Genomic DNA, 24,604 nt, shown 5'->3' with positions numbered 1-24,604 from the left:
ATGGCAAAGACCATCGTCGTCAAGCAGATCGGCTCTCCGATCCGCCGTCCCGAGATCCAGCGCAAGACGCTGATCGGCCTCGGTCTCAACAAGATGAACCGCACCCGCGAGCTGGAAGACACGCCCGCGATCCGCGGCATGATCAACAAGATCCCGCATCTGGTCGAGATCGTGGAAGAGCGCGGCTGAACCCGCGCGGGGCGATCACCATTCGGCAGAACGCCCCGCCCACATGATTTTGAAAGCGCCCGTCGGTCCTCCGGCGGGCGCTTTTTCTTGAACCTTGCGTGGTTTCGTGACGGCGTGACCAATTGTCCCGGTCCGGGCTGCCGCCCGGCACCACCCGGTCGGCACTGGCGGCACGGCGGTGCCGCAGAGGCAAAACGCGCCGGGCGAGCTGTCCCGACAACGCTCCGCCAAAGCACTTGCACCTGCAACGATCCTCCCCCAGTCTTCTGGCGGGAGGATCATGACATGGCACTGGACGTCACGCGGTTCGATCTGGCCAGCATCGGGCCGGAGTTCATCGAGGACCCGCACCCCACGCTGCACGCCCTGCGCGCGCAGGATCCTCTGCATCGCAATGTCGACGGCTCGGTCTTTCTGACGCGCCATGCGGATGTGCTGAAGGTCTACCAGAGCCGTGACATGCTGTCCGACAAGACCGAGGAGTTCGGCCGCAAGTTCGGTCGCTGCCCGCTTCTGACGCATCACACCACCTCGCTGGTCTTCAACGATCCGCCCTATCACACGGTGGTGCGCAAGCTGATCTCGGGCGCCTTCACGCCGCGCAAGCTGGCCGAGTTCGAGCCGCTGATCGACGGCATCGTCGACCGGCTGCTGGACCGGGTCGAGGAGATGGGCCGCTTCGACCTGATCGAGGATTTCGCCAAGGTGCTGCCGACCGAGATCATCTCGTTCATGCTGGGCATCCCCGAGGCGCATCGCGCGCAGCTGCGCGGCTACAGCCTGGCCATCCTCGGTGCGCTGGACCCCGCCGTGCCGCCCGACAAGCTGGCCGAGGGCAACCGCGCGGTCGAGGAGTTCGGCGCCATCCTGGGCGACCTGATCGACCATCGCCGTGCGAACCCGGACGGCGCCCACCAGGGCGAGGTGCTGGATGCGCTGATCTTCGGCGAGCATGAGGGCCGGCGCCTGACGCGTGAGGAACTGATCCAGAACTGCATCTTCCTGCTCAATGCCGGGCACGAGACGACGACCAGCTTTGTCGGCAACGCGATCGGTTTGCTGCTGGACCATCCTGACCAGCACGCGCTGCTGCGCGACGATCCCGACCTGATCGTGCCGGCCATCGAGGAATTCCTGCGGCTGGAAAGCCCGCTGCAGATCGGCAACCGGCTTGCGGGCGAGGCGATCGAGCTGGCCTCGGGCACGCTGTCGCAAGGCACCTACATCCACACCTCGATCGCGGCGGCGAACCGCGACCCCGAGGTCTTTGCCGATCCCGACAGGATGGACATCACGCGCCGGCCCAACCGGCACCTGGCCTTCATCACCGGCATCCATGTCTGCCTGGGCGCGACGCTGGCCCGGGTCGAGGGGCGCATCGCAATCGGCCGGCTGGTCCGGCGTTTCCCGGCTCTGGCCGCCGACGGGCCGGCCGCCCGCGTGCCGCTGGCGCGGTTCCGCGGCTATGCCAGCCTGCCGGTGCGCGTCACCTGACAGGCAGGGCAGGGCCCTTGTCAGGCGATCCGGTCCTCGCTATACGCGGCCGGTGGCCTGCGGGCCCGATTCACATCAAGACACGCCGTGGTCTGCCCATCATCGCTTCGCGGGCAGCATCCGGCATTGGAGAAGCGACATGAAACTGAACGAACTGCGCGACAACGAAGGCGCCACGAAACGCAAGAAACGCATCGGCCGCGGCCCCGGTTCGGGCTACGGCAAGATGGGTGGCCGTGGTATCAAGGGCCAGAAATCGCGGTCGGGTGTGGCCATCAACGGCTATGAAGGCGGCCAGATGCCGCTCTACCAGCGCCTGCCCAAGCGCGGCTTCAACAAGCCCAACCGCAAGTCCTATGCCGTCGTGAACCTGGGCCTGATCCAGAAATTCGTCGACGCCGGCAAGCTGGACGCAGGCGCGATCACCGAGGATGCGCTGGTGGCCTCGGGCCTCGTGCGCCGCAAGCTGGACGGCGTGCGCGTGCTCGCCAAGGGCGAGGTGACCGGCGCCCTGACCATCGACGTGACCGGCGCCTCGAAGGCGGCCGTGGCGGCTGTCGAGGGCAAGGGCGGCGCGCTCAAGACCAAGGCCGCGGCGGCGGCGGCGGAATAACGCCTTGTGAGCGGCGACCGTGCCGCTTACATAACCCCAAGTTTTCCCATCACGCCGCCCGAGCTGGAAAACGCTCCGGGCGGCGTTTGACTGAAAAGAGGGATCCGCATGGTATCCGCAGCAGAGCAGATGGCCGCCAACACGTCCTGGGCGGCGCTTGGCAAAGCAACCGACCTGCGCAACCGCATCTTCTTCACCCTCGCGCTTCTGATCGTCTACAGGCTTGGCACCTTCATCCCGGTTCCCGGGATCGACGGCGCGGCGCTGCAAGACTTCATGGAGCAGGCCGGGCAGGGGATCGGGGGCATCGTGTCGATGTTCACCGGCGGCGCGCTGGGACGCATGGGGATCTTCGCTCTGGGGATCATGCCATACATCTCGGCCTCGATCATCGTGCAGCTTCTCACGGCCATGGTGCCGTCGCTGGAGCAGCTGAAGAAAGAGGGCGAGCAGGGCCGCAAGAAGATCAACCAGTACACGCGCTATGGCACCGTGCTGCTGGCCACCTTTCAGGCCTACGGCCTCGCCGCCTCGTTGGAGGCGGGCGAACTGGTGACCGATCCGGGCTGGTTCTTCCGTGCCTCCTGCGTGATCACGCTGGTCGGCGGCACCATGTTCCTGATGTGGCTGGGGGAGCAGATCACTGCGCGCGGCGTCGGCAACGGCATCTCGCTGATCATCTTCGTCGGCATCATCGCCGAGGTGCCCGCCGCGCTGGCGCAGTTCTTTGCCTCGGGCCGCTCGGGCGCGATCAGCCCCGCGGTGATCGTTGGGGTCATGGTGATGGTGGTCGTGGTGATCGCCTTCGTGGTCTTCATGGAACGCGCGCTGCGCAAGATCACCATCCAGTACCCGCGCCGCCAGGTCGGCATGAAGATGACCGAGGCACAGCAGAGCCACCTGCCGGTCAAGGTCAACCCGGCCGGCGTCATCCCGGCGATCTTCGCCTCGTCGCTGCTGCTGCTGCCCACCACCATCGCGACCTTCAGCCAGCAGGGGCAGGCCGGGCCGATCATGTCGACGATCATGGCCTATTTCGGCCCCGGCCAGCCGCTCTACCTGGCGTTCTTCGCGCTGATGATCGTGTTCTTCGCCTATTTCTACACGTTCAACGTGTCGTTCAAACCCGATGACGTGGCCGACAACCTGAAGAACCAGAACGGCTTCGTCCCCGGCATCCGCCCGGGCAAGAAGACGGCCGAGTACCTGGAATACGTGGTCAACCGCGTGCTGGTGCTGGGGGCCGGCTACCTCGCCCTGGTCTGCCTGCTGCCCGAGATCCTGCGCGCGCAGTTCGCCATACCGTTCTACTTTGGTGGTACCTCGGTTCTCATCGTGGTCAGCGTGACCATGGATACCATCCAGCAGGTTCAGAGCCACCTGTTGGCACATCAGTACGAAGGCCTTATCCAGAAGTCGCAACTGCGCGGCAAAGGCAAGGGCCGCAAGAAACGGGGGGCACCGGCTCGGCGATGAACATCATTCTTCTGGGACCGCCGGGGGCGGGCAAGGGAACGCAGGCGCGCCTGCTCGAAGAGACCCGCGGCATGGTCCAGCTGTCGACCGGCGACATGCTGCGCGAGGCCAAGGACAGCGGCACCGAGATGGGCAAGCGCGTCGCCGACGTGATGGCGCGCGGCGACCTTGTCACCGACGAGATCGTCATCGGCCTGATCCGCGAGAAGCTGACCGGCACCAAGGCCACGGGCTTCATCTTCGACGGCTTCCCGCGCACGCTGAAGCAGGCCGATGCCCTGTCCGAGCTGCTGGCCGAGGTGGGCCAGACGCTCGACCACGTGATCGAGCTGCGCGTCGAGGACGAGACCCTGGTCAAGCGCATCACCGCGCGCTCGACCTGCGCCTCCTGCGGTGAGGTCTACAACGACATCACCAAGCCGATCCCGGCCGATGGCAAATGCGAGAAATGCGGCGGGACCGAGTTCAAGCGCCGCGCGGATGACAACGAGGACAGCCTCAAGAAGCGTCTGATGGAATATTACAAGCAGACCTCGCCGCTCATCGGCTACTACTACGCCCTGGGCAAGCATGCCCGGGTCGACGGGTTGGGCGAGATCGACGAGATCCAGACCGCGATCGCCGCGAAACTGGACGCTTGACAGGCCGTGTCGGCCGGGGGCTTGACGCCCCCGCCGAATCCTTTTACCGACCACCATCTCAGCAGAGAATCAACGTGCAGGGCGGATCCGTCCCCCTGTGACCACCTGAGCAGCTATGGCCCGCAGGAAAGGACGCCTCGGGCCACATGTTGTGAAAAAAGGGCCTGGAGCTACGGGCTCGCAACGAAAAGGAAGCAAGGACTTGGCACGTATTGCCGGCGTCAACATCCCGACCCACAAGCGCGTTCCGATCGCGCTCACCTACATTCACGGCATCGGCCCGGCAGCAGCCCGGACCATTTGCGATGCGGTGAACATCGACACCAGCCGTCGCGTGAACGAGCTGTCGGATTCCGAGGTGCTCTCGCTTCGTGAACATATCGACGCGAACTTCACCGTCGAGGGCGACCTGCGCCGCGAAGTGCAGATGAACGTCAAGCGTCTGATGGACCTGGGCTGCTACCGTGGCCTGCGGCATCGCCGCAACCTCCCCGTGCGCGGCCAGCGCACCCATACGAATGCCCGCACCCGCAAGGGCCCGGCCAAGCCGATCGCCGGCAAGAAGAAGTAAGGGGAGACAGGAACCATGGCACGCGATACTCGCCGCGGTGGCGGCAAGAAGAAGGTTTCCAAGAACATTGCAGCCGGTGTGGCGCATGTGAACTCGACCTTCAACAACACCAAGATCCTGATCTCGGACGTGCAGGGCAACGCGATCTCGTGGTCGTCGGCCGGCACGATGGGCTTCAAGGGCTCGCGCAAGTCGACCCCCTATGCCGCCCAGCTTGCTGCCGAGGATGCCGGCAAGAAGGCTCAGGAACACGGCGTCAAGACGCTGGAAGTCGAAGTGCAGGGGCCCGGGTCGGGCCGCGAGTCGGCGCTGCGCGCGCTGGCGGCCGTCGGCTTCAACATCACCTCGATCCGCGACGTCACGCCGATCGCGCATAACGGCTGCCGTCCGCCGAAGCGCCGCCGCGTCTGATCGTCTAACGGTTTTTCGCCGGGGCCGGGCCGCATGTGCCCGGCCCCGGCCTGTCATTTCGAAACCTCGGGCGTCGGGGCCTTGGGACATGGGGCACCGGCAGGTATGGAGGGAACTGCATGATCCACAAGAACTGGGCTGAACTGATCAAGCCGACGCAGCTGGACATCAAGCCCGGCGCCGATCCGTCCCGCATGGCGACGGTCGTGGCCGAACCGCTGGAGCGCGGCTTCGGTCTGACCCTCGGCAACGCGCTGCGCCGCGTGCTGCTCTCCAGCCTCCAGGGCGCGGCCATCACATCCGTGCAGATCGACAACGTGCTGCACGAGTTCTCGTCCGTGGCCGGTGTCCGTGAAGACGTGACAGACATCATCCTCAACCTCAAGCAGGTCAGCCTGCGCATGGAGGTCGAGGGACCCAAGCGCCTGTCGGTCAATGCCAAGGGCCCCGGGGTCGTCACCGCCGGTGACATCTCGGAAAGCAACGGCATCGAGATCCTGAACCGCGATCACGTGATCTGCCACCTCGACGAGGGTGCAGAGGTGTACATGGAGTTCACCGTGAACACCGGCAAGGGCTATGTCGCCGCCGACAAGAACAAGCCCGAGGATGCGCCCATCGGCCTGATCCCGATCGACGCGATCTATTCGCCGGTCAAGAAGGTCGCCTACGAGGTGCAGCCGACCCGCGAAGGGCAGGTTCTGGACTATGACAAGCTGACCATGAAGGTCGAGACCGACGGCTCGGTCACGCCCGAGGACGCGATCGCGTATGCCGCGCGCATCCTGCAGGACCAGCTGTCGATCTTCGTCAACTTCGACGAGCCGGAATCGGCCACCCGCCAGGACGATGATGACGGGCTGGAGTTCAACCCGCTGCTTCTCAAGAAGGTGGACGAGCTGGAACTGTCCGTGCGCTCGGCCAACTGCCTGAAGAACGACAACATCGTCTATATCGGCGATCTCATCCAGAAGACCGAGGCAGAGATGCTGCGCACGCCGAATTTCGGCCGCAAGTCGCTGAACGAGATCAAGGAAGTGCTGTCCGGCATGGGTCTGCACCTTGGCATGGATGTCGAGGACTGGCCGCCGGACAATATCGAGGATCTGGCCAAGAAGCTGGAAGACTCGTTCTGAACCGGGCGGGTCACCGACCCGCCCCCCCGGGCAGATGCCCCAAGGAGAGCGGTCCGCACGCATGGGCCGCCTGACAAAGCAAAACCGCCCGTAGAGGGCAGACTAGGAGTAAGACAATGCGTCACGCAAAAGGCTATCGCCGTCTCAACCGCACCCACGAGCACCGCAAGGCGCTGTGGGCAAATATGGCCGGCTCGCTGATCGAGCACGAGCAAATCAAGACCACGCTGCCCAAGGCGAAAGAACTCAAGCGTATCGTCGACAAGCTGATCACGCTGGGCAAGCGCGGTGACCTGCATGCCCGCCGCCAGGCCGCGGCGCAGCTCAAGCAGGACGCGCTCGTTGCCAAGCTGTTCGACGTGCTGGGCCCGCGCTATGCCGAGCGTTCGGGCGGCTACACCCGCGTGCTCAAGGCGGGCTTCCGCTATGGCGACATGGCGCCCATGGCGATCATCGAGCTGGTCGATCGCGACGTGGACGCCAAGGGCGCGGCCGACAAGGCCCGGCTTGAGGCCGAAGAGGCCGCCGCGGAGTAAGCTCCGGGCTCACCCGTCAAACAGCTCCCTTCTGTCGCTGAATACTCACCGTCGCTGGGAGCGGACGACGGGACACCGACATTCATGCGCCCTCGCAGATACTGCGAGGGCGCAGTCATTTAAAAAACGGTACTAGGCTTGGTGACTGCCTGACATCGCTCAGGCCGGTTCCGGCACCCAGTCGGCCAGAATCTCGTAGCCGCCGGGTACGGGTGGCGCTTCGAGCAGGTCGCTGAAATTGGCCCAGATCTCCTTGACGCGGGCAGCGTTGCCGTCCGACATCTCCTTGTTCGTGACCAGCGACACGACATAGCCGCTGCCGCTGTCGTCCATCGTGCAGATGAAGTGCTGGATCCCGTCGAGCCCAAGGATTTGGCTCTTGACGCTCTCCATGATCTTCATCGCCTCGTCGCGGCTGCCTTGCTTCATCTTGAACGGCGTGATGCGCGCATACATGGGTCCGACCTTTCCGGGTGACGCTGACTCTCGTCCGGTCAGCGAAGGCAGCATAGCACGACCCGGCCGACTTGGCCCGCCGCGGTGCGGCGTGGGCCGGGCGTCAGTCGTCGCGCATCTCGCGCTGGCGCATGGGCATGGCGTCGATGGTCGAGAACAGGTCGTCCGTCGCAATCGGCTCGTCAGAGCGCAGCTTCACCCCGCCATCCTTGCCGACCAGAAGGACCGTGAACCCCTCCACCGCCAGTGCCGCGCGCAACCGGCCCTTGGCGCTCGGGTCGGTATCGGTCAGAACCACGATGTCGCGCGCCGCCAACCCGTCCGAGGATGCGCGTAGCGCGGTCATCTGCTGGCGAAAGCGCTGATCCTCGGGGCCGTCGGCAAAGACCAGCACGGGCCGGGCCTGCCATTGCAGATCGCCCAACTCGGCCCGCTCCGGGGCGAGCGGCCGGAACAGCTCATCCGCCGCCATGGCCGCGCCTCCGGTCAGGGACAGACCAAGGGCCGCGGCAAGGATGCCACGGCCCATGAAGCGGGTGATACGCTGACGCAGTTCCATGCGTCACGCTGCGTCCAGCTCTTTCTTGACCAGCTTCTCGATCTTGTCGACCGGGTGGTTGGTCAGCGTCTTGGGCACCTCGGCCACGACGCGGTCGCGCACCTCCTTGTGCATCTCGTCGCGCAGATCGCCCAGAACCTGCGGGGACGCCACCAGCACCAGCCGCTCGAACGCGCCCTTGTGCGCCTCGTCATAGAGCTTCTCGGCCAGATCGGCGGCAAAGCGTTCCTTGGCGAGCTCGTGCCAGTCGGTGTCATCCATGGACGACCGCTGGCCGACGCCGGTATCGGGCATGCGCCCGGGGCGGTTGGCCGATTGCGCCTCGTCCGAGGGGTTTTCCTGCTCGTCCTCGTCGAAGACGTTCAGGTTGGGATCCTCGTGGTCGGTCAGGTTGCGCAGGAACAGCGCCTTTTCGCTATCCGTCACCACGATCCAGGTGTTCTTCTTCAGTTCCGCCATGTCAGCTGCTCCCCTTGTCGGTGCCGTGGTGGCCGCCAAGATTGCCTTGGCCTTCCTCGTCGGACTTGGTCACGCGGGTGGCCCCGGCGCAGTCCTTCTCGGCGCGTTTCAACTCGTCGCGGGTGCCCACCTTGCGTTCCAGGTTGCCCTGCGCGCGGCCCTGCTGCGACGGCGTCTCGGTCTCTTCGATGAACGCCTCGGTCTCGCGCTGCCCGTCCTGGGATCTGATGCGCTCTGCCATGGGAGCCTCCTTGTCTTTCATGTCTGCGGGGCAAACGATCCGGGCGGGCTTTCCGTTCCCGGCGGGCGGGGCGCTTGAAACACGCCGCGCCGGACGGCATATCTGGCGATGTCTCGCACAGGGGGCTCCATGCGCATTCTTCTCGTCCTGCTGACCGTCCTTGCCGCCACACCGGCGCTGGCCCAGACACGGGTGCCCGAGAGCCGGGCCGAGATCTCGCTCTCCTTCGCGCCGCTGGTCCGCGAGGCCGCGCCGGCCGTGGTCAACATCTACGCCCGCCGCGTGGTCCAGACCCGCAGCCCCTTTGCCGATGACCCGTTCTTCAACGATTTCTTCCGCGAGTTCCGGTCGCGGCCGCGGGTGCAGAACTCGCTCGGCTCGGGCGTGATCCTGTCCGAGGACGGGATCGTCGTGTCCAACTACCATGTGGTGGGGCAGGCGACCGATATCCGCGTCGTGCTGAACGACCGCCGCGAATACGAGGCGCGCGTGCTTCTGGGCGACGAGGAGGCGGACCTTGCCATCCTGCAGCTGGACGAGGCCAGCAACATGCCGCATCTCGATCTGCGCGACAGCGACACGGTCGAGGTGGGCGAACTGGCGCTGGCCATCGGCAACCCGTTCGGCGTGGGCCAGACCGTGTCCTCGGGCATCGTCTCGGGGCTGGCGCGCTCGGGAACGGCCACGGGCAATGCGCGCGGCTATTTCATCCAGACCGATGCGCCGATCAATCCCGGCAATTCCGGCGGCGCGCTGATCGATGTCTCGGGCCGGTTGATCGGGGTGAACACCTCGATCCTGACCCGCTCGGGCGGCTCGAACGGGATCGGCTTCGCCATCCCCTCGGCGTTGGTGGCGCAGTTCGTGGCGCAGGCGCGCGAGGGCAAGACCCGCTTCGAACGGCCCTGGGCGGGGATGGTCGGCCAGCCCGTCGATGCGGATCTGTCCGAAAGCCTCAGCCTGTCGCTGCCCGGCGGCGTGGTCATCGCCCAGCTGCACCCCGCCAGCCCCTTTGCAGAGGCCGGGCTGCAGGTGGGCGACGTGGTGCTCGAGGTGGACGGGCTGCCGGTCAACACGCCCGCCGAGATGCTGTTCCGCATGTCCATCCGCGGCATCGGGCAGGCGGCCGCCATCTCCTACATGCGCGGCGGCAACGCGGCGACGGCCGAGATCGCCATGATCGCCCCGCCCGACACGCCGCCCCGCGACGCGGTGACCCTGCCCGAGGGCGCCGTGCTTCCCGGGCTTGCGCTGGCCCGCATCAACCCGGCGGTCACGACCGAGCTGGGCCTGCCCATCGGGCTGCAGGGGATCATCGTGCTCGATCCCGGCCCCTATGGCGCACGGGCCGGGTTGCAGCGGGGCGACATCCTGCGCGCCATCAACGGCCGCGCCGTGACCACGCCGCGCGAGGTCGACCGCCGCCTGCGCCGCGCTGCGCCGCGGATCGAGCTCGAGACCCAGCGCGGCGACCGCCGCCTTTTGCTGCGCTTCCGGGTCTGAGCGTGGCGGACCTCTTCGACCAGAACAGTGCGCAGGATGACACGCCGCGCGAGGGCAGCGCCCCGCGCCCGCTGGCCGACCGGCTGCGGCCGGCGCGGCTCGAGGACGTGATCGGGCAGGAACAGGTGCTGGGCCCCGAGGCGCCGCTGGGTGTGATGCTCAAGGCCGGCACGCTGGGCTCGATCGTGTTCTGGGGGCCGCCCGGCGTCGGCAAGACTACCATCGCGCGGCTGCTGGCCGACGCGACCGACCTGCATTTCGTCCAGATCAGCGCGATCTTCACCGGCGTGCCCGAGCTGCGCAAGGTCTTCGAGGCCGCCAAGCTGCGCCGCCGGCAGGGCCGCGGCACGCTGCTCTTCGTCGACGAGATCCACCGCTTCAACAAGGCGCAGCAGGACGGCTTCCTGCCACACATGGAGGACGGCACCATCCTGCTCGTGGGTGCCACGACCGAGAACCCCTCCTTCGAGCTCAATGCCGCGCTTCTGTCGCGCGCCCAGGTACTGGTGCTGGAGCGGCTGGACGAGGCCGCGCTGGAACGGCTCTGCCAACGCGCCGAGACCGCCCTGGGCCAGCCCCTGCCGCTGACCCCACCGGCCCGCGTCGCGCTGATCGAGATGGCCGATGGCGATGGCCGGGCGCTTCTGAACCTGGTCGAGCAGGTCATGTCCTGGCGGATCGACGCGCCGCTGGGACCCGATGCGCTCAAGACGCGAGTGATGAAACGCGCCGCGCAATACGACAAGTCCGGCGACGGGCATTACAACCTGATCTCGGCGCTGCACAAATCCGTGCGCGGCTCCGACCCGGACGCGGCGCTCTACTGGTTCGCGCGCATGCTCGAGGCGGGCGAGGATCCGCGCTACCTCGCGCGGCGCATCACGCGCATGGCGGTCGAGGATATCGGCCTCGCCGATCCGCAGGCCCAGGCGCTCTGCCTGCAGGGATGGGAGACCTACGAGCGGCTCGGCTCGCCCGAGGGCGAGCTGGCCCTTGCCCAGGCGCTGGTCTATCTCGCGCTCGCGCCCAAGTCGAACGCCGCCTATGCCGCCTACAAGGCCGCGCGGCGGGCCGCCAAGAAGACCGGCTCGCTGATGCCGCCCAAGCATATCCTGAACGCCCCCACCGCGCTGATGAAGGACCAGGGCTACGGCGCGGGCTACGCCTATGACCACGATGCCGAGGACGGCTTCTCCGGACAGGACTACTTTCCCGAGGCGATGAAGCGCGCGCAGTTCTATGACCCTGTCGATCGCGGGTTCGAGCGCGACATGCGCAAGCGCGTCGCCTATTTCGCCCGGCTCCGGGCCGAGCGCAACGGCACGTGAGGGCGGCTTTCATCTTTCTCCAAATACTCCGGGGGGCCCGCAGGGCGGGGGCAGCGCCCCCTCCGCGCGGCGTGATCGCCCGGCGCTTGACAAGGGGGCGCCGCGCAGCCAAGCAGCGCGCATGACACCCGTCCTGCAAGTCGCACTCGGCGGGGCGCTTGGCGCCTCGGCACGCTATCTCACCGGTCTCGGCCTGACGCGGCTTCTGGGAAAGGGCTTTCCCTGGGGCACGCTGGTCGTGAACATCGCCGGCTCCTTCCTGATGGGGGCGCTTGTCGTCGCGCTATTGCACCTGCAGGGCAACCGGTTCGCGCCGCTTCTGATGACCGGGCTCTTGGGCGGGTTCACCACCTTCTCGGCTTTCTCGCTCGATGCCGTGACGCTCTTCGAGCGGGGGCAGGGCGGGCTGGCGGCGCTCTACGTGACCGCCTCGGTCGCGGGCTCGATCGCGGCGCTCTTCGCCGGGCTCGCGCTGGCACGGGGGGTGGTGGCATGAGCCGCGTGCAGACCGTCACGGTAGGCCCGGGCGACGGCGACCAGCGCCTCGACCGCTGGCTCAAGCGCCATTTCCCGCAACTGGCCCAGGGCCGCATCGAGAAGATGTGCCGAAAGGGCGAGCTGCGTGTCGATGGCGGGCGGGTCAAGGCCTCGACCCGGCTTGCCGTGGGCCAGCAGGTGCGCATCCCGCCGCTGCCCGAGCCGGGGCAGGTTGAGAGCGCGCCCAAGCCCCGCGTCAGCGACGCTGATGCCGAGATGATCCGCGGCTGCGTGCTGTGGAAGGACGACCACATCATCGCGCTGAACAAGCCGCCGGGCCTGCCGACGCAGGGCGGCAGCAAGCAGACCCGCCACGTGGACCTGCTCTCCGACGCGCTGACCTTCGGCTTCGACGAAAAGCCGCGGCTTGTGCACCGGCTGGACAAGGACACCTCGGGCGTGCTGCTACTGGCGCGCACCCGGGAGGTCGCGCAGGCGCTCACCGCCGCGATCCGCCACCGCCAGACGCACAAGATCTACTGGGCGCTGGTGGCCGGCGTGCCCACCCCCTATCTGGGCGAGATCCGCTACGGGCTGGTCAAGGCGCCCGGCCACGGCAAGGGCGGCGAGAACGAGAAGATGCGCGCCGTGCATCCGCGCGACATGGATGCCACCCCCGGCGCCAAGCGCGCCCACACGCTTTACGCCACGCTGTTCCGCGTCGCCGGCCGCGCCGCCTGGGTCGCGATGGAGCCGGTCACCGGCCGCACCCACCAGCTGCGCGCCCACATGGCCGAGATCGGCCACCCGATCATCGGCGACGGCAAATATGGCGGCTCGGGGCAGGAGAACCTCGGCGATGGCTGGGGCGCCCAGCTGGGCGGCGTCATCTCGAAGAAGCTGCACCTGCATGCGCGCAGCATGCGGCTGGAACATCCCGTCACCCGCAAGTGGCTGGAGATCACCGCGCCACTGCCGCCGCACATGGCGCAAAGCTGGGAGACGCTCGGCTGGGAAGAGGATTACGCCGCCGAAGACCCGTTCGAGAAGCTGCGATGACCGATCTGTCGCTGGTGATCTTCGATGTCGACGGCACGCTGGTCGACAGCCAGGGCGACATCCTTGCCTCGATGCGTGCCGCCTTCGGGGCCGAGGGGCTGCCCGTGCCCGAGCGTGCCGCGGTGCTGGGCATCGTGGGGCTGTCCCTGCCCATGGCCATCGCGGCGCTGGCGCCGGGGCTGCCGCAGGCGCAGCTGGACCGCATGGTCGAGACCTACAAGGACAGCTATGCCGACCTGCGTCGCCGGGGCGGGCCCGACAGCTCGCCGCTCTATGCCGGCCTGCCGGAGCTGCTGGACCGGCTGGGCGCGCGCGAGGATCTTCTGCTGGGCGTGGCCACGGGCAAGTCGCGCCGCGGTCTGACCGCGTTGCTGGAAAGCCACGGGCTGACGCGGCGTTTCGTCACGACGCAGGTGGCCGATGACCACCCCTCCAAGCCGCATCCCGCGATGCTCTTCGCCGCGCTGGCCGAGACCGGCGTCGAGGAATCCCGCGCGGTGATGATCGGCGACACCGAGTATGACATGGACATGGCGCGTGCCGCCGGGCTGCACGCGATCGGCGTCAGCTGGGGCTATCACCCGCGCGCGCGGCTGGGTGCCGCGCATGCCGTGGTCGATGATGCCGCCGGGCTGGAACGCGCCATCCACCGGATCCTGGGAGATGCCAGATGAGCGAATGGGCCCCGAAACGATTCTGGAAGGCCGCCACGGTCGAGACCGCGCCCTCGGGCTACACCGTGCTGCTGGACGGGCGCGGCGTGCGCACGCCGGCCAAGACCCCGCTGGAGGTCCCGACCGAGGCGCTGGCCCGCGAGATCGCCGCCGAGTGGGACGCTCAGGAGGACCGCATCGACCCGCGCACCATGCCCTTCACCCGGATGAGCAACTCGGCGCTGGACAAGGTGCGCCCGCAGCGCGCCGCCGTGGCCGACATGCTGGCCGCCTATGGCGACAGCGACCTGCTGTGCTACCGCGCCGACAGCCCCGAGGGGCTGGTCGCCCGGCAGGCGCAGGGTTGGGACCCGCTGCTCGACTGGGCGCACCAGACCTATGGCGCGCGGCTGCTGCCGGTGGCCGGTGTCATGCACCAGCCGCAGGACGAAGCTGCGCTGGCGCGACTGTCGGACGAGGTGCACGGCTTCGATCCCTTCGCGCTGGCGGCGGTGCATGACCTCGTCTCGATCTCGGGCAGCCTTGTCCTGGCGCTGGCCGTGACCCGCGGCGCGCGCGACGCGGCGCAGGCCTGGGACCTGTCGCGCATCGACGAGACCTGGCAGCAGGAACAATGGGGCGTCGACGAGGAGGCGGCCGAGGTCGCGGCGCTCAAACGGGCCGAATTCCTGCAGGCCGAGCGCTTCTACCGGCTTGTCGTCCCTGCCTGAAACCGGTAGTTGTTACAAAAATATCACGGGCCGACACAAATTTAGCGGGGCCTTCTCGACTTGACCTTTGCGCAGAATTCCGCCCAAACTGCAGCCGAGTTTGGGGCGGTGGCCTCTGCCACGCAAGGCAAAGACGGGCGTTCATCCCGCGGTTTGGCAAGGCGGAAACTACGAAGAGGACGGCATGCTCAAGAGATCCATCATCGTCGCGGCCATGCTGACCTCGGGTGCGGTTCAGGCTGGTACGCTTGACGACGTGCGCGCGCGCGGCATGCTGCATTGCGGGGTCAATTCGGGCCTGGCCGGCTTTGCGACCAAGAATGGCGAGACCGGGCAATGGCAGGGCTTCGACGTGGGCTTCTGCCGGGCCGTCGCGGCGGCGGTGCTGGGCGATCCCAACGCGGTGGAATTCTTCGAGACGACGACCCGCTCGCGCTTCACCTCGTTGCTGTCGGGCGAGATCGACATCCTCGCGCGGAACACGACCTGGAATTTCTCGACCGACGTGGACCTGCAACTCGATTTCGCGGGCATCAACTACTACGACGGGCAGGGCTTCATCGTGCCCCGGGCCTTGGGCATCTCGTCGGCCAAGGAACTGGACGGGCGCCGGGTCTGCGTGCAGACGGACAGCTCGACCGCGCCGAATCTCGACGAGTATTTCCAGCGCAACAACATGGAATACGAGCCCATCGCCGTCGACACCACGGCCGAGGCGCAGGCCATGTATCTCGAGGGCGAATGCGAGGTGTACACCACCGATGCCTCGGGCCTTGCCGCGATCCGCGCCACCTTCAAGGCGCCGGGCGATCACGTGTTGCTGCCCGAGATCATCTCGAAAGAGCCGCTGGGCCCTGTGGTGCGCCACAATGACGATGCCTGGGCCGATGCGGTGCGCTGGGTGCTCTACGCGCTGATCTCGGCCGAGGAGCATGGCGTGACCTCGACCAATGTGGACGAGCTGCGCGACGGCACCGACAACCCCGAGATCGACCGCATGCTGGGCAACGAAGGGCTTTTCGGCGAGATGCTGGGCCTTGACCCCGACTGGGCGGCCCGCGCGATCAAGGCGGTGGGCAATTACGGCGAGCTGTTCGAGAAGAATATCGGCGAGAACACCCCGATCGGCCTGTCGCGCGGCCTGAACGCGCAATGGACCGATGGCGGGCTGCTCTACAGCCCGCCTTTCCGCTGACCGCTAGCCCGCCAGCTCCCGCGGAATGACGAAATCGACGGCCCGGCCCGTGCCGGGCGTCAGGTCTGTCCACGCGTCGATCTCGAACTCCGCCACCAGCGTGGCGCAGGTCGGGTAATCGGCAAAGCGCGGGTGATCGGGCGCCGCGGCCACCATGCGATGCGCAAAGGCGGCGATCCCGGGATTGTGCCCCAGCATCAGCACCACCGCACCGCTGGCGCCACTCAGCACCTCGAACATGGTGTTGGGCGCGGCGTGATAGAGCGAGGATTCGTATCGCACCGGGGCCGTGACGCCGCTGCGCTCCAGCGTCTCGCGCGTGCGGGTCGCGGTGGAGCAGAGGATCTCGTCGGGCAGGTGCCCCGTTTGACGCATCCAGTCGCCAAGCGCCGCGGCAGAGAGGCGCCCGCGGGCGTTCAGCGGTCGGTCGTGATCGTCCAGCCCGGTGGACCAGTCGGACTTGGCGTGGCGCATCAGGATCAGGCGTTTCATGGCCGGTAGTTTTGCATGAAGGCGGCCATGTGGAAAGCCGACTGCGCGACCAGCCGCTGGAAACCCTCCTGTGCCACGGGGCAGGCGCGACGCACCCGGCAGCCCGCCTCGCGGCAATCGCGCCCGGCGGGGCTTGCCACATGGGCCTGGCAGCGTGGCACGTCATATGCCTGCCCGGGGCCGAGCGCGCCCACCGGGCAGGCCGTCAGGCAGGGCTGGGCACAGGCCGGGCAGGGGTGTGTCGCGGCAGGCGGCAGGTCCAGCATGACGGGCAGGGCCAGCGCGCCGCGATAGCTGATGAAAAGCCCCGCCTGCGCATGCACCATCAGCCCCACCGGCGCGGGCCAGGCCTGCCCGCTGGCCTCGGCCCAGCGCAGGAAGGGCGCATAGGGCGGCCCGTCCGAGGGGAAGAGCGCCGTGCCATCCCACGCCTCGGCCAGCGCGCCGATCACGCGCCGCGACCAGCGATCCAGCGGGTCGGGCGCGCCATCGGCATATTCGGGCGATGCGGTGAAGATCGGCCAGAAAGCGGGCTCGTCCGGGCCCAGCAGGACCAGCGTGCCCGTGCCCTCGGGCGCGCCGTCCTCCGGGTCAGGATGCAGCGCCCCGCGCAGGGCAAGACCCGAGGCCCGCGCCGCCGCGCCGAGCTCTGCGATGCTCACGAGGCGCCGCGCAGCTGCGGCAGATCGGCCGGGCGGATCAGCGAGCCCGACCCGTGCTCGGTGAAGAGCTCGAGCAGGCAGGCATTGGACACGCGACCGTCGATGATCACCACGCCGCGCACGCCGTTCTCGATCGCGTTGAGCGCGGTCTCGGTCTTGGGAATCATGCCGCCGGCAATCACCCCCTCGTCGGTCAGCCGGCGCACGTCATCGGGGGTCAGCTCGGTCAGCACGGTACCCTCGGGGCCCTTGACGCCCTGGACGTCGGTCAGCAGCAGGAGCCGGTCGGCGCGCAGCGCGCCGGCGATGGCACCGGCGGCCGTGTCGCCGTTCACGTTGTAGGTGTCGGTCCCATTGCGCCCGCCGCCCACGGGGGCCACCACGGGGATGATACCCGCGTCGAAGAGATCGCGCAGCACCTGCGCATTCATCTCGACCGGCTTGCCGACGAAGCCGAGTTCGGGGTCGTCGGGCGCGCAGAGCATCAGGTCGTCATCCTTGCCCGACAGGCCCACGGCGCGGCCGCCCTGTTCCATGATCGCCTGCACGATGCGCTTGTTGACGCGCCCCGTCAGGACCATCTCGACCACCTCGATCGTCGCTTCATCGGTGACGCGCTTGCCACGCACGAAGCGGCTCTCGATCTGCAGCCGCGCCAGCATGTCGTTGATCATCGGGCCGCCGCCATGCACCACGACCGGGTTCACGCCGACCTGGCGCATCAGCACGATGTCGCGGGCAAAGGCGGCCATGGCCTCGTCATCGCCCATGGCATTGCCGCCGAACTTCACGACGACCACGGCGCCGGTATAGCGCTGCAGGTAGGGCAGGGCCTCGGAGAGGGTCCGGGCGGTGGCGATCCAGTCTCTGTTCATGGTCTGTTGTCTCATTGCGGTCGTCCAGGCGCGGCTTGGCGGGGACTGTGCCCCGCGGGTCGGGTGGGGGCAAGGCACTTCGAAGAGCCTTGCGGAACGCGTTTGCAAACGCGTTCCTGAAGCGGTTTCGAAACCGCTTCTTCCAAGCCGCTTCGAAGCGGCTTGCCCGCGCGCGTGTCGGTCAGCCGAGCCCGGCGATGATGGCGCGCAGCGTGGCGATCCCGTCGCCCTTCTCGCTGCTGGTCAGCACGATCTCGGGATAGGCGGCAGGGTGCTTGGCGAGCCGCGTACGCACCTGCTCCAGCACCTTGGCGCGGTCCTTTTCCTTGACCTTGTCGGCCTTGGTCAGCACCGCCTGGAAGGTCACGGCCGAGCGGTCGAGCAAGGTCAGGATCTCTTCGTCCACCGCCTTGATCCCGTGCCGCGCGTCGATCAGCACGAAGGCCCGGCGCAGGCTGACGCGGCCTGCGAGATATGCCTTGAGCAGCGCCTGCCAGGCCTGCACCACGTTGACTGGCGCATTGGCAAAGCCATAGCCGGGCAGGTCGACGAGGTAGCGCTCGGCCCCCAGCGTGAAGAAGTTGATCTCCTGCGTGCGCCCGGGCGTGTTCGAGGCGCGTGCTAGCCCCTTGCGGCCGGTCAGCGCGTTGATCAGGCTCGACTTGCCGACATTCGACCGCCCGGCAAAGCAGACCTCGATCCGGTTGTCGGGCGGCAGGCCGTCCATCGCCACCACGCCCTTGAGGAAATCGACCTCGCCGGCAAAGAGCTTGCGCGCCGCCTCGCGCGCGGCGTCGTCGGGGGCTTCGGCCAGGGGGAAGGCAAGCTCGTTCACAGCCGCGCCACCGCGTCTTCAAGCGCGACGCGGCCGCCCTGAACGATCTCGGCCCGGACCGAGAAATCGCGATGCCCCCAACTGTCCAGCGCGCCGAGGATGTCATCGTCGCGCCGGCCCGTATCGGGGTTGTTATGCGTGGCGAGGCAGCGATCCGTGCGCTCGCGCGGGATCAGCACGGCCTCGCCGATGCGGATCTCGCGGTCGATCCAGTCGAACTCTTCCCAGGGGGCCAGCCCCTCGACCCAGAAATTGCCGCGCCAGCGATGCACCGACAGCATATGGCCGACCCGCTGCTCGACCGCGCGATGCGAGGCCATGTTGCACAGGGTCACGCTGGGAAAATCGCTGTCGGTGAAGCCGCGGTCGGCCCCGCGCACCACGCGAGCGGAGGCTGCGCGGCTCTCGGGGATGAAATCGCCGGCCCAGTCGATCAGGCGGTCGCCCTCTCGGTCGGGGTCGAAGGTCAGGTCGTCCCGCTCCGGGTGGGAGAGGGTGAGCATGCCGGTCGCCTCGTCGAGCCGCGCGCGGATCGCGCCCAGACCCGGCGCCTTGGACCCGCGCGAGAAGTTCTGGCAGGGCGCCCAGGCGCTGCCATCCGCGTTCGAGCGCTCATGCGCGACGGCCCAGACCCGATCCCATGGCATGGTGGCGCCTGCGTCCAGCACCACCTGCTCGATCACTTCCCACCCGTGGCTCTTGATCGGGTGGCGGTGGATGGCGATGACATGCGGGGTCATTTCTTGTCCGCCGTCCCGCCCTTCTTGAAGCTGGACCGGATGTTGCCCAGCAGGTCGGGCGTGTAGCCCTGGTGGCGCATGATCAGATATTGCTGCGAGAAGGTGATCACGTTGTTCGCGATCCAGTACACCACCAGCCCGCTGGCAAAGCCGCCCAGCATGAACATGAAGACCCAGGGCATCCAGGCAAAGATCATTTGCTGGGTCGGGTCGGTCGGGGCCGGGTTCAGCTTCTGCTGCAACCACATCGAGATGCCCAGCAGGATCGGCAGCACGCCGATGAAGATCAGCGCCAGGATCGAGGTCGGCTCGGGCGCGGGCCACGGGAACAGGCCGAACAGGTTGAAGATCGAGGTCGGATCGGGCGCGCTGAGATCCTGGAACGGGCCGAAGAAAGGCGCGTGGCGCAGCTCCAGCGTGACGAAGATCACCTTGTAGAGCGAGAAGAAGATCGGGATCTGCAGCAGCAGCGGCAGGCAGCCGGCGGCGGGGTTCACCTTTTCCTTCTTGTAGAGCCCCATCATCTCCTTCTGGAGCTTCTCGCGGTCATCGCCGGCGCGCTCCTTGATCTTCTCCATCTCGGGCTGCAATTCCTTCATCTTCGCCATCGAGGCGTAGGACTTGTAGGCCAGCGGGAAGAGGATCGCCTTGATCAGCAGGGTCAGCGCGATGATCGCGACGCCCATGTTGCCGATGTAGACGTTCAGCCAGTGCAACGCGGCAAAGATCGGCTTGGTCAGGAAGAAGAACCAGCCCCAGTCGATGCTGTCGAGGAAACGGTCGATGCCGGCCTTCTGGTAGGCACGGATCGTCTCCCACTCCTTGGCACCGGCAAAGAGCTGCGTCGTGACCTGCTGCGTCTCGCCCGGGGCCAGCTGCAGCGTCGGCAGCACGGCCTCGGTCTGGTAGATGTTGCGGCGGTCGTCGAATTTCGCGACCTGCTTGAAGGCGGTGCCGGGTTCGGGGATCAGCGTGGCCATCCAGTAATGGTCGGTGAAGCCGATCCAGCCGTTCTCGGCGACCTGCGTGACCTCGGCGCGCGCACCCTCGGAGGGGACCACGTCGAAATCGGGCATGTCGCCATAGTCGATCTCGGCCAGCTCGCCATCGGCCATGGCCACCACGCCCTCGTGCAGGACGAAGAAATTCTTGAGATCCTGCGGCTCGCCATGGCGGGCCAGCACGCCGTAGGGCGCCAGCGAGACCGTGCCCTCGCCGCCATGTTCGACCGACTGGGTGACGGTGAACATGTAGTCCGCGTCGATGGCAATGGTGCGGCGGAAGATCAGGCCCGCGGGGCTGTCCCAGCGCAGGGTGACGGGGCTGTCGGTGCCCAGCGTCTCGCCGCTCTCGACCGTCCAGGGCGTGTTGGCGCCCGGCACGTCATCCAGCGCCAGCCCGGCGCCGGGGGCCCAGCCATAGAGCGCGTAATAGGGGGTCTGGCTGGCTACCGGGTCCAGCATCTGGACAATCGGCGATTCCGGGTCCAGCGTGACGCGGTAATCCTTGAGGCGCAGCTCGTCGATGCGCCCGCCGGTCAACGAGATCGAGCCCTCGACCCGCGCGGTGTCCAGCGGCAGGCGCGGCGCGTCCGCGCCGGCAGCGCGGGGGGCAGAGCCGTCACCGGCCGGGGCGGCGGCATCCGGGGCGGCCTGCGGTGCGCTGGCCACGCCATCGGCCGGCACGTCCTGTTCGGTCACGGCCGGCGCGTTGGGATCCTCCGGCGCAGGTTCGGGTGGCGGGAACATAATGAACCAGACCAGGATCACGGCAAAGCTGAGCGCCGTTGCGAGAAGCAGGTTCTTGTTCTGATCGTCCATGGAGACCGACGCCTTTCCTCTTGAAAGTCACCGCAGGGTTCAAACGTCCCGGGGTGCAAAGGTCAAGCGGATTCCCCTGTTTTGCGGCACCCTGCAGCGCCGTGGCGCAGGCTTGGTGGCAAGGGCCTGCCGGCCTCAGCCCGAGCTGCGGCCCAGCTTGCGGGCATCGGCGATGCGCGCGGCATGGGCCCCGGCCCAGTCGACCAGCTGGTCGGCCGGCATCGGCCGGGCGATGCCGAAGCCCTGCACGTGGTCGCAGCCCAGCTGGGACAGCAGCGCGTGTTCGCCCACGCTTTCCACCCCCTCGGCCAGGGTTTCAAGCCCCAGCCGGTCCGCCATGCCGAGAATCGCCGCCAGCATGCGGTGCTGCTCCTCGTCCCGGTCGACCCGCGCCACGAAGCTGCGGTCGATCTTGAGCCGATGCACCCGGAAACGGCGCAGCGCGGCGATCGAGGCATGGCCGGTGCCGAAATCGTCCAGGTCGAGATGGCAGCCCAGCCGTCCCAGCGCGACGATGTTGCGGGCGACCACCCCCTCGGGCGCGCCGGCGATCACGGTTTCCAGCACCTCGACACAGAGCCGCTGCGGCGACAGGCCGAAGCGATCAAGCTCCCACTTGATGCGGTCGACCAGCTGGGGGTCGCGCAGCTCGGCATCCGAGAAATTCACCCCGACCTGCGGGATCTCGAGCCCGGCCTCGTCCCAGCTGCGCAGTGCGGTCAGCGCGTGCTGCAGCACGACCTGGCCCAGCCGGTCCATCTGGCCGGTCTCCTCGAGGCAGCGCAGGAACTGGGCCGGGGGCACGATGCCGCGCTGGGGGTGGATCCAGCGGGCCAGCGCCTCGACGCCGCTGATCTCGCCGGTGGAGGTGCAGAGCTGCGGCTGGAACCAGGGCTGGATCTGGCCGTTGGCCAGTGCGCGATCGACCTCGACCCGCAGGTCGCGCGCCGCGGAATGGGCCGCGCGCATCTGGTCCGACCAGGCCCGGATGGCGGACGGCCCGTTGCCCAGGGCCTCGGTCAGCGCGATCTGCGCTGCCTCCAGCAGCTCGGACCCGGTCGCGTTGCGCGACAGGCGGGGGCTGCCGCAGAAGCCGATCGAGGCCGAGAGGTAGCGCATGGAATTGTCGATCGAGGCCGGCTCCTCGAGCGCCGATTGCAGCCGTGTCGCCAGCTGCAGCAGCGATTCGAGATCCAGCCGCAGCGAGGGGCCAAGCAGGACAAGGTAGCGCCGGTCGCTCATCCGCACCGCGTGGTCGTCGCGGCGCAGCATGTTGCGCAGGCGGTTGAGCGACAGGTCGCGCAGCGTCTCGGCCGAGGCATCGCCGGCGCGTTCGGCCACGGCCTCGAGCCCCTCGAGCTCGATCACGAAACAGGCGGTGGAGAGATTCGCCGCCCGCGCCCGGGCCAGCGCCCGTTCGACCAGCGCACCGGCCGCCACGACATTCACCAGGTCGCCCGCCCCGGCAAGCGAGGCATCGCCTGGCGGCGTTTGCGGCGTCGCGCCGACCACCAGGATCAGCACGGGCAGCCCCAGCGCGGCGAGGACCAGCGCGGGTTCCCCCCCAAGCCAGAAGGCGGCGAGCGCGAGCGCCGGAAGGAAGGCCAGCGCCTGCGGGCCCTGCAACGCGCGACGCAAGCCCGCGCGCAGCTGTATGATCCGTGCCGACAGCGCCGCTTTCATCGCCTGTCCCTTTATGTGCCATCATCGCGAAGCACGCTAAGGGAGAGCGGTAACCCGGTGATTAACGCGCCTCGTCGCTTTGCATCGAATTGTCCGGATCCCTCTCGCGCATCAGCCCGGCGAAATCGAACAGCTTGGGGTCCAGCATGTGCGAGGGGCGGATGTTCATCAGGGCGCGGAACATCACGTTGCGCCGACCGGGGCTGTTCTTCTCCCAGCCGTCGAGGATCGCCTTGACCTGCTGGCGTTGCAGCCCGTCCTGGCTGCCGCAGAGATCACAGGGGATGATCGGGTAGGACATGGCCCGCGCGAAGCGGTCGCAATCGGCCTCGGCGACGTGGGCGAGCGGGCGGTAGACGAACAGATCCTTCTCTTCGTTCAACAGCTTGGGCGGCATGGTGGCCAGCCGCCCGCCATGGAAGAGGTTCATGAAAAAGGTTTCGAGGATGTCGTCGCGGTGATGGCCCAGCACGACGGCCGAACAGCCCTCCTCGCGCGCGATCCGGTAGAGATGCCCGCGCCGCAACCGCGAGCAGAGCGCGCAATAGGTCCGCCCCGCAGGTACCTTGTCGGTCACGATGGAATAGGTGTCCTGGTACTCGACCCGGTGCGGCACGCCCATCCGTTCGAGAAACTCCGGCAGGACGGTTGCGGGAAAGCCCGGCTGACCCTGGTCGAGATTGCAGGCCAGCAGGTCCACCGGCAGCAGGCCGCGCCATTTCAACTCGTACAGGATCGCCAGCAGCGTGTAGGAATCCTTGCCGCCCGACAGGCAGACCAGCCAGCGGCTGCCCGGCTCGACCATGCCATACTGATCGACGGCCTCGCGCACGTGCTGCACCAGCCGCTTGCGCAGCTTCTTGAACTCGGTGCTCTTGGGCGCGCCATGAAAGAGCGGGTGGATCTCGTCGCTATCGTCCAGCATGGCAGCGGGGTAGCGCCAAAGCGCGTTCCGTGCAACGGCGATCAGTCGGGAACGTTGTCGATGCCCGAGCCGCCCCACGGGTTGCAGCGCAGCAGGCGGCGCAGCGTCAGGTAGCTGCCGCGCAGGGCACCGTGGCGTTCCAGCGCCTCGAGCGCATAGGCCGAGCAGGTCGGGTGATAGCGGCAGCCATGCCCGACCCAGGGGCTGAGCAGCAGCCGGTAGGCGCGCACCGGCAGGGCCACGACGCGAGCAAGGGGGCTCATGCCCGGCCCCCGTGGATCTTGCGCAGCGCGCGGCGCAGGTCCTGCTGCATCTCGGCGAAATCGCGGGTCGCGGTATCGTCGCGGCGCCCGATCAGCACGTAATCCCAGCCCGGCTGCCCGTGTTCGGGCAGCACGAGGCGCGCGATCTCGCGCAGGCGCCGCTTGGCGCGGTTGCGCGCCACGGCATTGCCCACCTTCTTGGAGCAGGTGAAGCCCACGCGGATGCCCACGGCCTCGCCCGGCTGGCGCTGGCGCGCCTGCAGCAGGAAAGCCGGGCAGGGCGCCCGCCGGGCCCGCGCGGCGCGCAGGAAATCGGCCCGCTTGCGCAGCACCGCACACGATGAGAAGGCCGCCCCGGGATGCTCCGTGGCGGCCTTTTCGGCATCCGTCATCCGCTCCGCCATCAGCGAAGCGCCCGGGCTCACGCGCTGAGGCTCTTGCGGCCCCGGGCGCGACGCGCGTTCAGGATCTTGCGGCCGGCCTTGGTGGCCATGCGCGCACGAAAGCCGTGGCGCCGCTTGCGGACGAGATTGGACGGTTGAAAGGTGCGTTTCATCGCGGTTGCTCCTTCGGCAGCCCGC

31 protein-coding genes are annotated in these 24,604 nt (G+C 67.8%); 16 read left to right on the top strand and 15 right to left on the bottom strand.

Going from position 1 to position 24,604, the window contains the following annotated elements; translation table 11 throughout:
* From rpmD to rplQ, 9 genes are all read left to right on the top strand, one after another.
* Positions 1–189 (top strand): 50S ribosomal protein L30, encoded by a 189-nt coding sequence (rpmD, locus tag AVJ23_RS01945; RefSeq protein WP_058860457.1) that lies wholly within the window; start codon positions 1–3, stop codon positions 187–189.
* Between the two features lie 285 nt (positions 190–474).
* Positions 475–1,683, top strand: a complete 1,209-nt coding sequence (locus AVJ23_RS01940) for a cytochrome P450 (protein ID WP_058860456.1) — start codon at positions 475–477, stop codon at positions 1,681–1,683.
* A 139-nt stretch (positions 1,684–1,822) separates the two neighbouring features.
* Positions 1,823–2,296: a 50S ribosomal protein L15 gene (gene rplO, locus AVJ23_RS01935; RefSeq protein WP_058860455.1), complete on the top strand. Its 474-nt coding sequence runs from the start codon at positions 1,823–1,825 to the stop codon at positions 2,294–2,296.
* 108 nt (positions 2,297–2,404) lie between these two features.
* Positions 2,405–3,772 (top strand): preprotein translocase subunit SecY, encoded by a 1,368-nt coding sequence (gene secY, locus AVJ23_RS01930; protein WP_058860454.1) that lies wholly within the window; start codon positions 2,405–2,407, stop codon positions 3,770–3,772.
* Positions 3,769–4,413, top strand: coding sequence for an adenylate kinase (locus AVJ23_RS01925; RefSeq protein WP_058860453.1), 645 nt, complete (start codon positions 3,769–3,771; stop codon positions 4,411–4,413). Before secY ends, AVJ23_RS01925 begins: the two co-directional genes overlap by 4 nt.
* 202 nt (positions 4,414–4,615) lie before the next feature.
* Entirely contained in the window at positions 4,616–4,984 is a 369-nt protein-coding gene (rpsM, locus tag AVJ23_RS01920; protein ID WP_058860452.1) for a 30S ribosomal protein S13, read from the top strand.
* A gap of 15 nt (positions 4,985–4,999) precedes the next feature.
* Complete coding sequence (gene rpsK, locus AVJ23_RS01915; RefSeq protein WP_058860451.1) at positions 5,000–5,395, top strand: 30S ribosomal protein S11; 396 nt, start codon at positions 5,000–5,002, stop codon at positions 5,393–5,395.
* Between the two features lie 119 nt (positions 5,396–5,514).
* Positions 5,515–6,531 (top strand): DNA-directed RNA polymerase subunit alpha, encoded by a 1,017-nt coding sequence (locus AVJ23_RS01910; protein WP_058860450.1) that lies wholly within the window; start codon positions 5,515–5,517, stop codon positions 6,529–6,531.
* 116 nt (positions 6,532–6,647) lie between these two features.
* The gene (rplQ, locus tag AVJ23_RS01905; protein WP_058860449.1) at positions 6,648–7,067 is read left to right on the top strand and encodes a 50S ribosomal protein L17; all 420 of its coding nucleotides are present in this window, start codon (positions 6,648–6,650) and stop codon (positions 7,065–7,067) included.
* A 159-nt stretch (positions 7,068–7,226) separates the two neighbouring features.
* On the opposite strand, the gene AVJ23_RS01900 is transcribed toward rplQ, so the two are convergent.
* The 4 genes from AVJ23_RS01900 to AVJ23_RS01885 form a co-directional block, all read right to left on the bottom strand.
* Positions 7,227–7,523 carry a hypothetical protein gene (locus AVJ23_RS01900; protein ID WP_058860448.1) on the bottom strand — a complete coding sequence of 99 codons (297 nt, stop codon included), beginning with the start codon at positions 7,521–7,523 and terminating at the stop codon, positions 7,227–7,229.
* Positions 7,524–7,626: 103 nt separating this feature from the next.
* Entirely contained in the window at positions 7,627–8,082 is a 456-nt protein-coding gene (locus AVJ23_RS01895) for a DUF4174 domain-containing protein (protein WP_240484482.1), read from the bottom strand.
* A gap of 3 nt (positions 8,083–8,085) precedes the next feature.
* Positions 8,086–8,541 (bottom strand): host attachment family protein, encoded by a 456-nt coding sequence (locus tag AVJ23_RS01890; RefSeq protein WP_058860447.1) that lies wholly within the window; start codon positions 8,539–8,541, stop codon positions 8,086–8,088.
* A gap of 1 nt (position 8,542) precedes the next feature.
* Positions 8,543–8,782 (bottom strand): hypothetical protein, encoded by a 240-nt coding sequence (locus tag AVJ23_RS01885; RefSeq protein WP_058860446.1) that lies wholly within the window; start codon positions 8,780–8,782, stop codon positions 8,543–8,545.
* 129 nt (positions 8,783–8,911) lie between these two features.
* On the opposite strand from AVJ23_RS01885, the gene AVJ23_RS01880 reads away from it, so the two are divergent.
* The 7 genes from AVJ23_RS01880 to AVJ23_RS01850 all read left to right on the top strand — a co-directional run bounded on the left by AVJ23_RS01880 (position 8,912) and on the right by AVJ23_RS01850 (position 15,728).
* Positions 8,912–10,285: a trypsin-like peptidase domain-containing protein gene (locus AVJ23_RS01880; protein ID WP_058860445.1), complete on the top strand. Its 1,374-nt coding sequence runs from the start codon at positions 8,912–8,914 to the stop codon at positions 10,283–10,285.
* Positions 10,286–10,287: 2 nt separating this feature from the next.
* Complete coding sequence (locus AVJ23_RS01875; RefSeq protein ID WP_084794221.1) at positions 10,288–11,613, top strand: replication-associated recombination protein A; 1,326 nt, start codon at positions 10,288–10,290, stop codon at positions 11,611–11,613.
* A 121-nt stretch (positions 11,614–11,734) separates the two neighbouring features.
* A complete protein-coding gene (gene crcB / locus AVJ23_RS01870) occupies positions 11,735–12,109 on the top strand; it encodes a fluoride efflux transporter CrcB (protein WP_058860444.1) in 375 nt (124 codons plus the stop codon).
* On the top strand, positions 12,106–13,149 hold the full coding sequence (locus tag AVJ23_RS01865; RefSeq protein WP_058860443.1) for an RluA family pseudouridine synthase: 1,044 nt from the start codon (positions 12,106–12,108) through the stop codon (positions 13,147–13,149). Before crcB ends, AVJ23_RS01865 begins: the two co-directional genes overlap by 4 nt.
* Positions 13,146–13,823 (top strand): HAD-IA family hydrolase, encoded by a 678-nt coding sequence (locus AVJ23_RS01860; protein ID WP_058860442.1) that lies wholly within the window; start codon positions 13,146–13,148, stop codon positions 13,821–13,823. The genes AVJ23_RS01865 and AVJ23_RS01860 overlap by 4 nt, the downstream gene beginning before the upstream one ends.
* Positions 13,820–14,533 (top strand): ATP12 family chaperone protein, encoded by a 714-nt coding sequence (locus AVJ23_RS01855; protein ID WP_058860441.1) that lies wholly within the window; start codon positions 13,820–13,822, stop codon positions 14,531–14,533. The genes AVJ23_RS01860 and AVJ23_RS01855 overlap by 4 nt, the downstream gene beginning before the upstream one ends.
* 184 nt (positions 14,534–14,717) lie before the next feature.
* Positions 14,718–15,728, top strand: a complete 1,011-nt coding sequence (locus tag AVJ23_RS01850) for an amino acid ABC transporter substrate-binding protein (RefSeq protein WP_058860440.1) — start codon at positions 14,718–14,720, stop codon at positions 15,726–15,728.
* Positions 15,729–15,731: 3 nt separating this feature from the next.
* Here AVJ23_RS01850 and AVJ23_RS01845 read toward each other — a convergent pair whose 3' ends face one another.
* The 11 genes from AVJ23_RS01845 to rpmH all read right to left on the bottom strand — a co-directional run bounded on the left by AVJ23_RS01845 (position 15,732) and on the right by rpmH (position 24,579).
* A complete protein-coding gene (locus tag AVJ23_RS01845; protein WP_058860439.1) occupies positions 15,732–16,220 on the bottom strand; it encodes a SixA phosphatase family protein in 489 nt (162 codons plus the stop codon).
* Positions 16,217–16,882 (bottom strand): hypothetical protein, encoded by a 666-nt coding sequence (locus tag AVJ23_RS01840; RefSeq protein WP_058860438.1) that lies wholly within the window; start codon positions 16,880–16,882, stop codon positions 16,217–16,219. Before AVJ23_RS01840 ends, AVJ23_RS01845 begins: the two co-directional genes overlap by 4 nt.
* On the bottom strand, positions 16,879–17,772 hold the full coding sequence (gene argB, locus AVJ23_RS01835; RefSeq protein ID WP_058860437.1) for an acetylglutamate kinase: 894 nt from the start codon (positions 17,770–17,772) through the stop codon (positions 16,879–16,881). Before argB ends, AVJ23_RS01840 begins: the two co-directional genes overlap by 4 nt.
* A gap of 166 nt (positions 17,773–17,938) precedes the next feature.
* On the bottom strand, positions 17,939–18,592 hold the full coding sequence (gene yihA, locus AVJ23_RS01830) for a ribosome biogenesis GTP-binding protein YihA/YsxC (protein WP_058860436.1): 654 nt from the start codon (positions 18,590–18,592) through the stop codon (positions 17,939–17,941).
* The gene (locus tag AVJ23_RS01825; protein ID WP_058860435.1) at positions 18,589–19,332 is read right to left on the bottom strand and encodes an MOSC domain-containing protein; all 744 of its coding nucleotides are present in this window, start codon (positions 19,330–19,332) and stop codon (positions 18,589–18,591) included. The genes yihA and AVJ23_RS01825 overlap by 4 nt, the downstream gene beginning before the upstream one ends.
* On the bottom strand, positions 19,329–21,152 hold the full coding sequence (gene yidC / locus AVJ23_RS01820) for a membrane protein insertase YidC (RefSeq protein WP_058860434.1): 1,824 nt from the start codon (positions 21,150–21,152) through the stop codon (positions 19,329–19,331). Before yidC ends, AVJ23_RS01825 begins: the two co-directional genes overlap by 4 nt.
* Before the next feature lie 135 nt (positions 21,153–21,287).
* Positions 21,288–22,835 (bottom strand): putative bifunctional diguanylate cyclase/phosphodiesterase, encoded by a 1,548-nt coding sequence (locus AVJ23_RS01815; protein WP_058860433.1) that lies wholly within the window; start codon positions 22,833–22,835, stop codon positions 21,288–21,290.
* A gap of 61 nt (positions 22,836–22,896) precedes the next feature.
* Complete coding sequence (gene ttcA, locus AVJ23_RS01810; protein ID WP_058860432.1) at positions 22,897–23,760, bottom strand: tRNA 2-thiocytidine(32) synthetase TtcA; 864 nt, start codon at positions 23,758–23,760, stop codon at positions 22,897–22,899.
* A 41-nt stretch (positions 23,761–23,801) separates the two neighbouring features.
* Positions 23,802–24,023 carry a membrane protein insertion efficiency factor YidD gene (yidD, locus tag AVJ23_RS01805; protein ID WP_058860431.1) on the bottom strand — a complete coding sequence of 74 codons (222 nt, stop codon included), beginning with the start codon at positions 24,021–24,023 and terminating at the stop codon, positions 23,802–23,804.
* Positions 24,020–24,415: a ribonuclease P protein component gene (gene rnpA, locus AVJ23_RS01800; RefSeq protein ID WP_058860788.1), complete on the bottom strand. Its 396-nt coding sequence runs from the start codon at positions 24,413–24,415 to the stop codon at positions 24,020–24,022. The genes yidD and rnpA overlap by 4 nt, the downstream gene beginning before the upstream one ends.
* Positions 24,416–24,444: 29 nt before the next feature.
* On the bottom strand, positions 24,445–24,579 hold the full coding sequence (gene rpmH / locus AVJ23_RS01795) for a 50S ribosomal protein L34 (RefSeq protein WP_012177012.1): 135 nt from the start codon (positions 24,577–24,579) through the stop codon (positions 24,445–24,447).
* Positions 24,580–24,604 lie beyond the last annotated feature (25 nt).

Origin of the sequence: Pseudoponticoccus marisrubri, from assembly GCF_001482405.1 — a bacterium.
GTDB classification, from domain to species: domain Bacteria; phylum Pseudomonadota; class Alphaproteobacteria; order Rhodobacterales; family Rhodobacteraceae; genus Pseudoponticoccus; species Pseudoponticoccus marisrubri.
The sequence above is the reverse complement of the archived record's forward strand: the minus strand, read 5'-3'. Positions and strand labels throughout refer to the sequence as shown.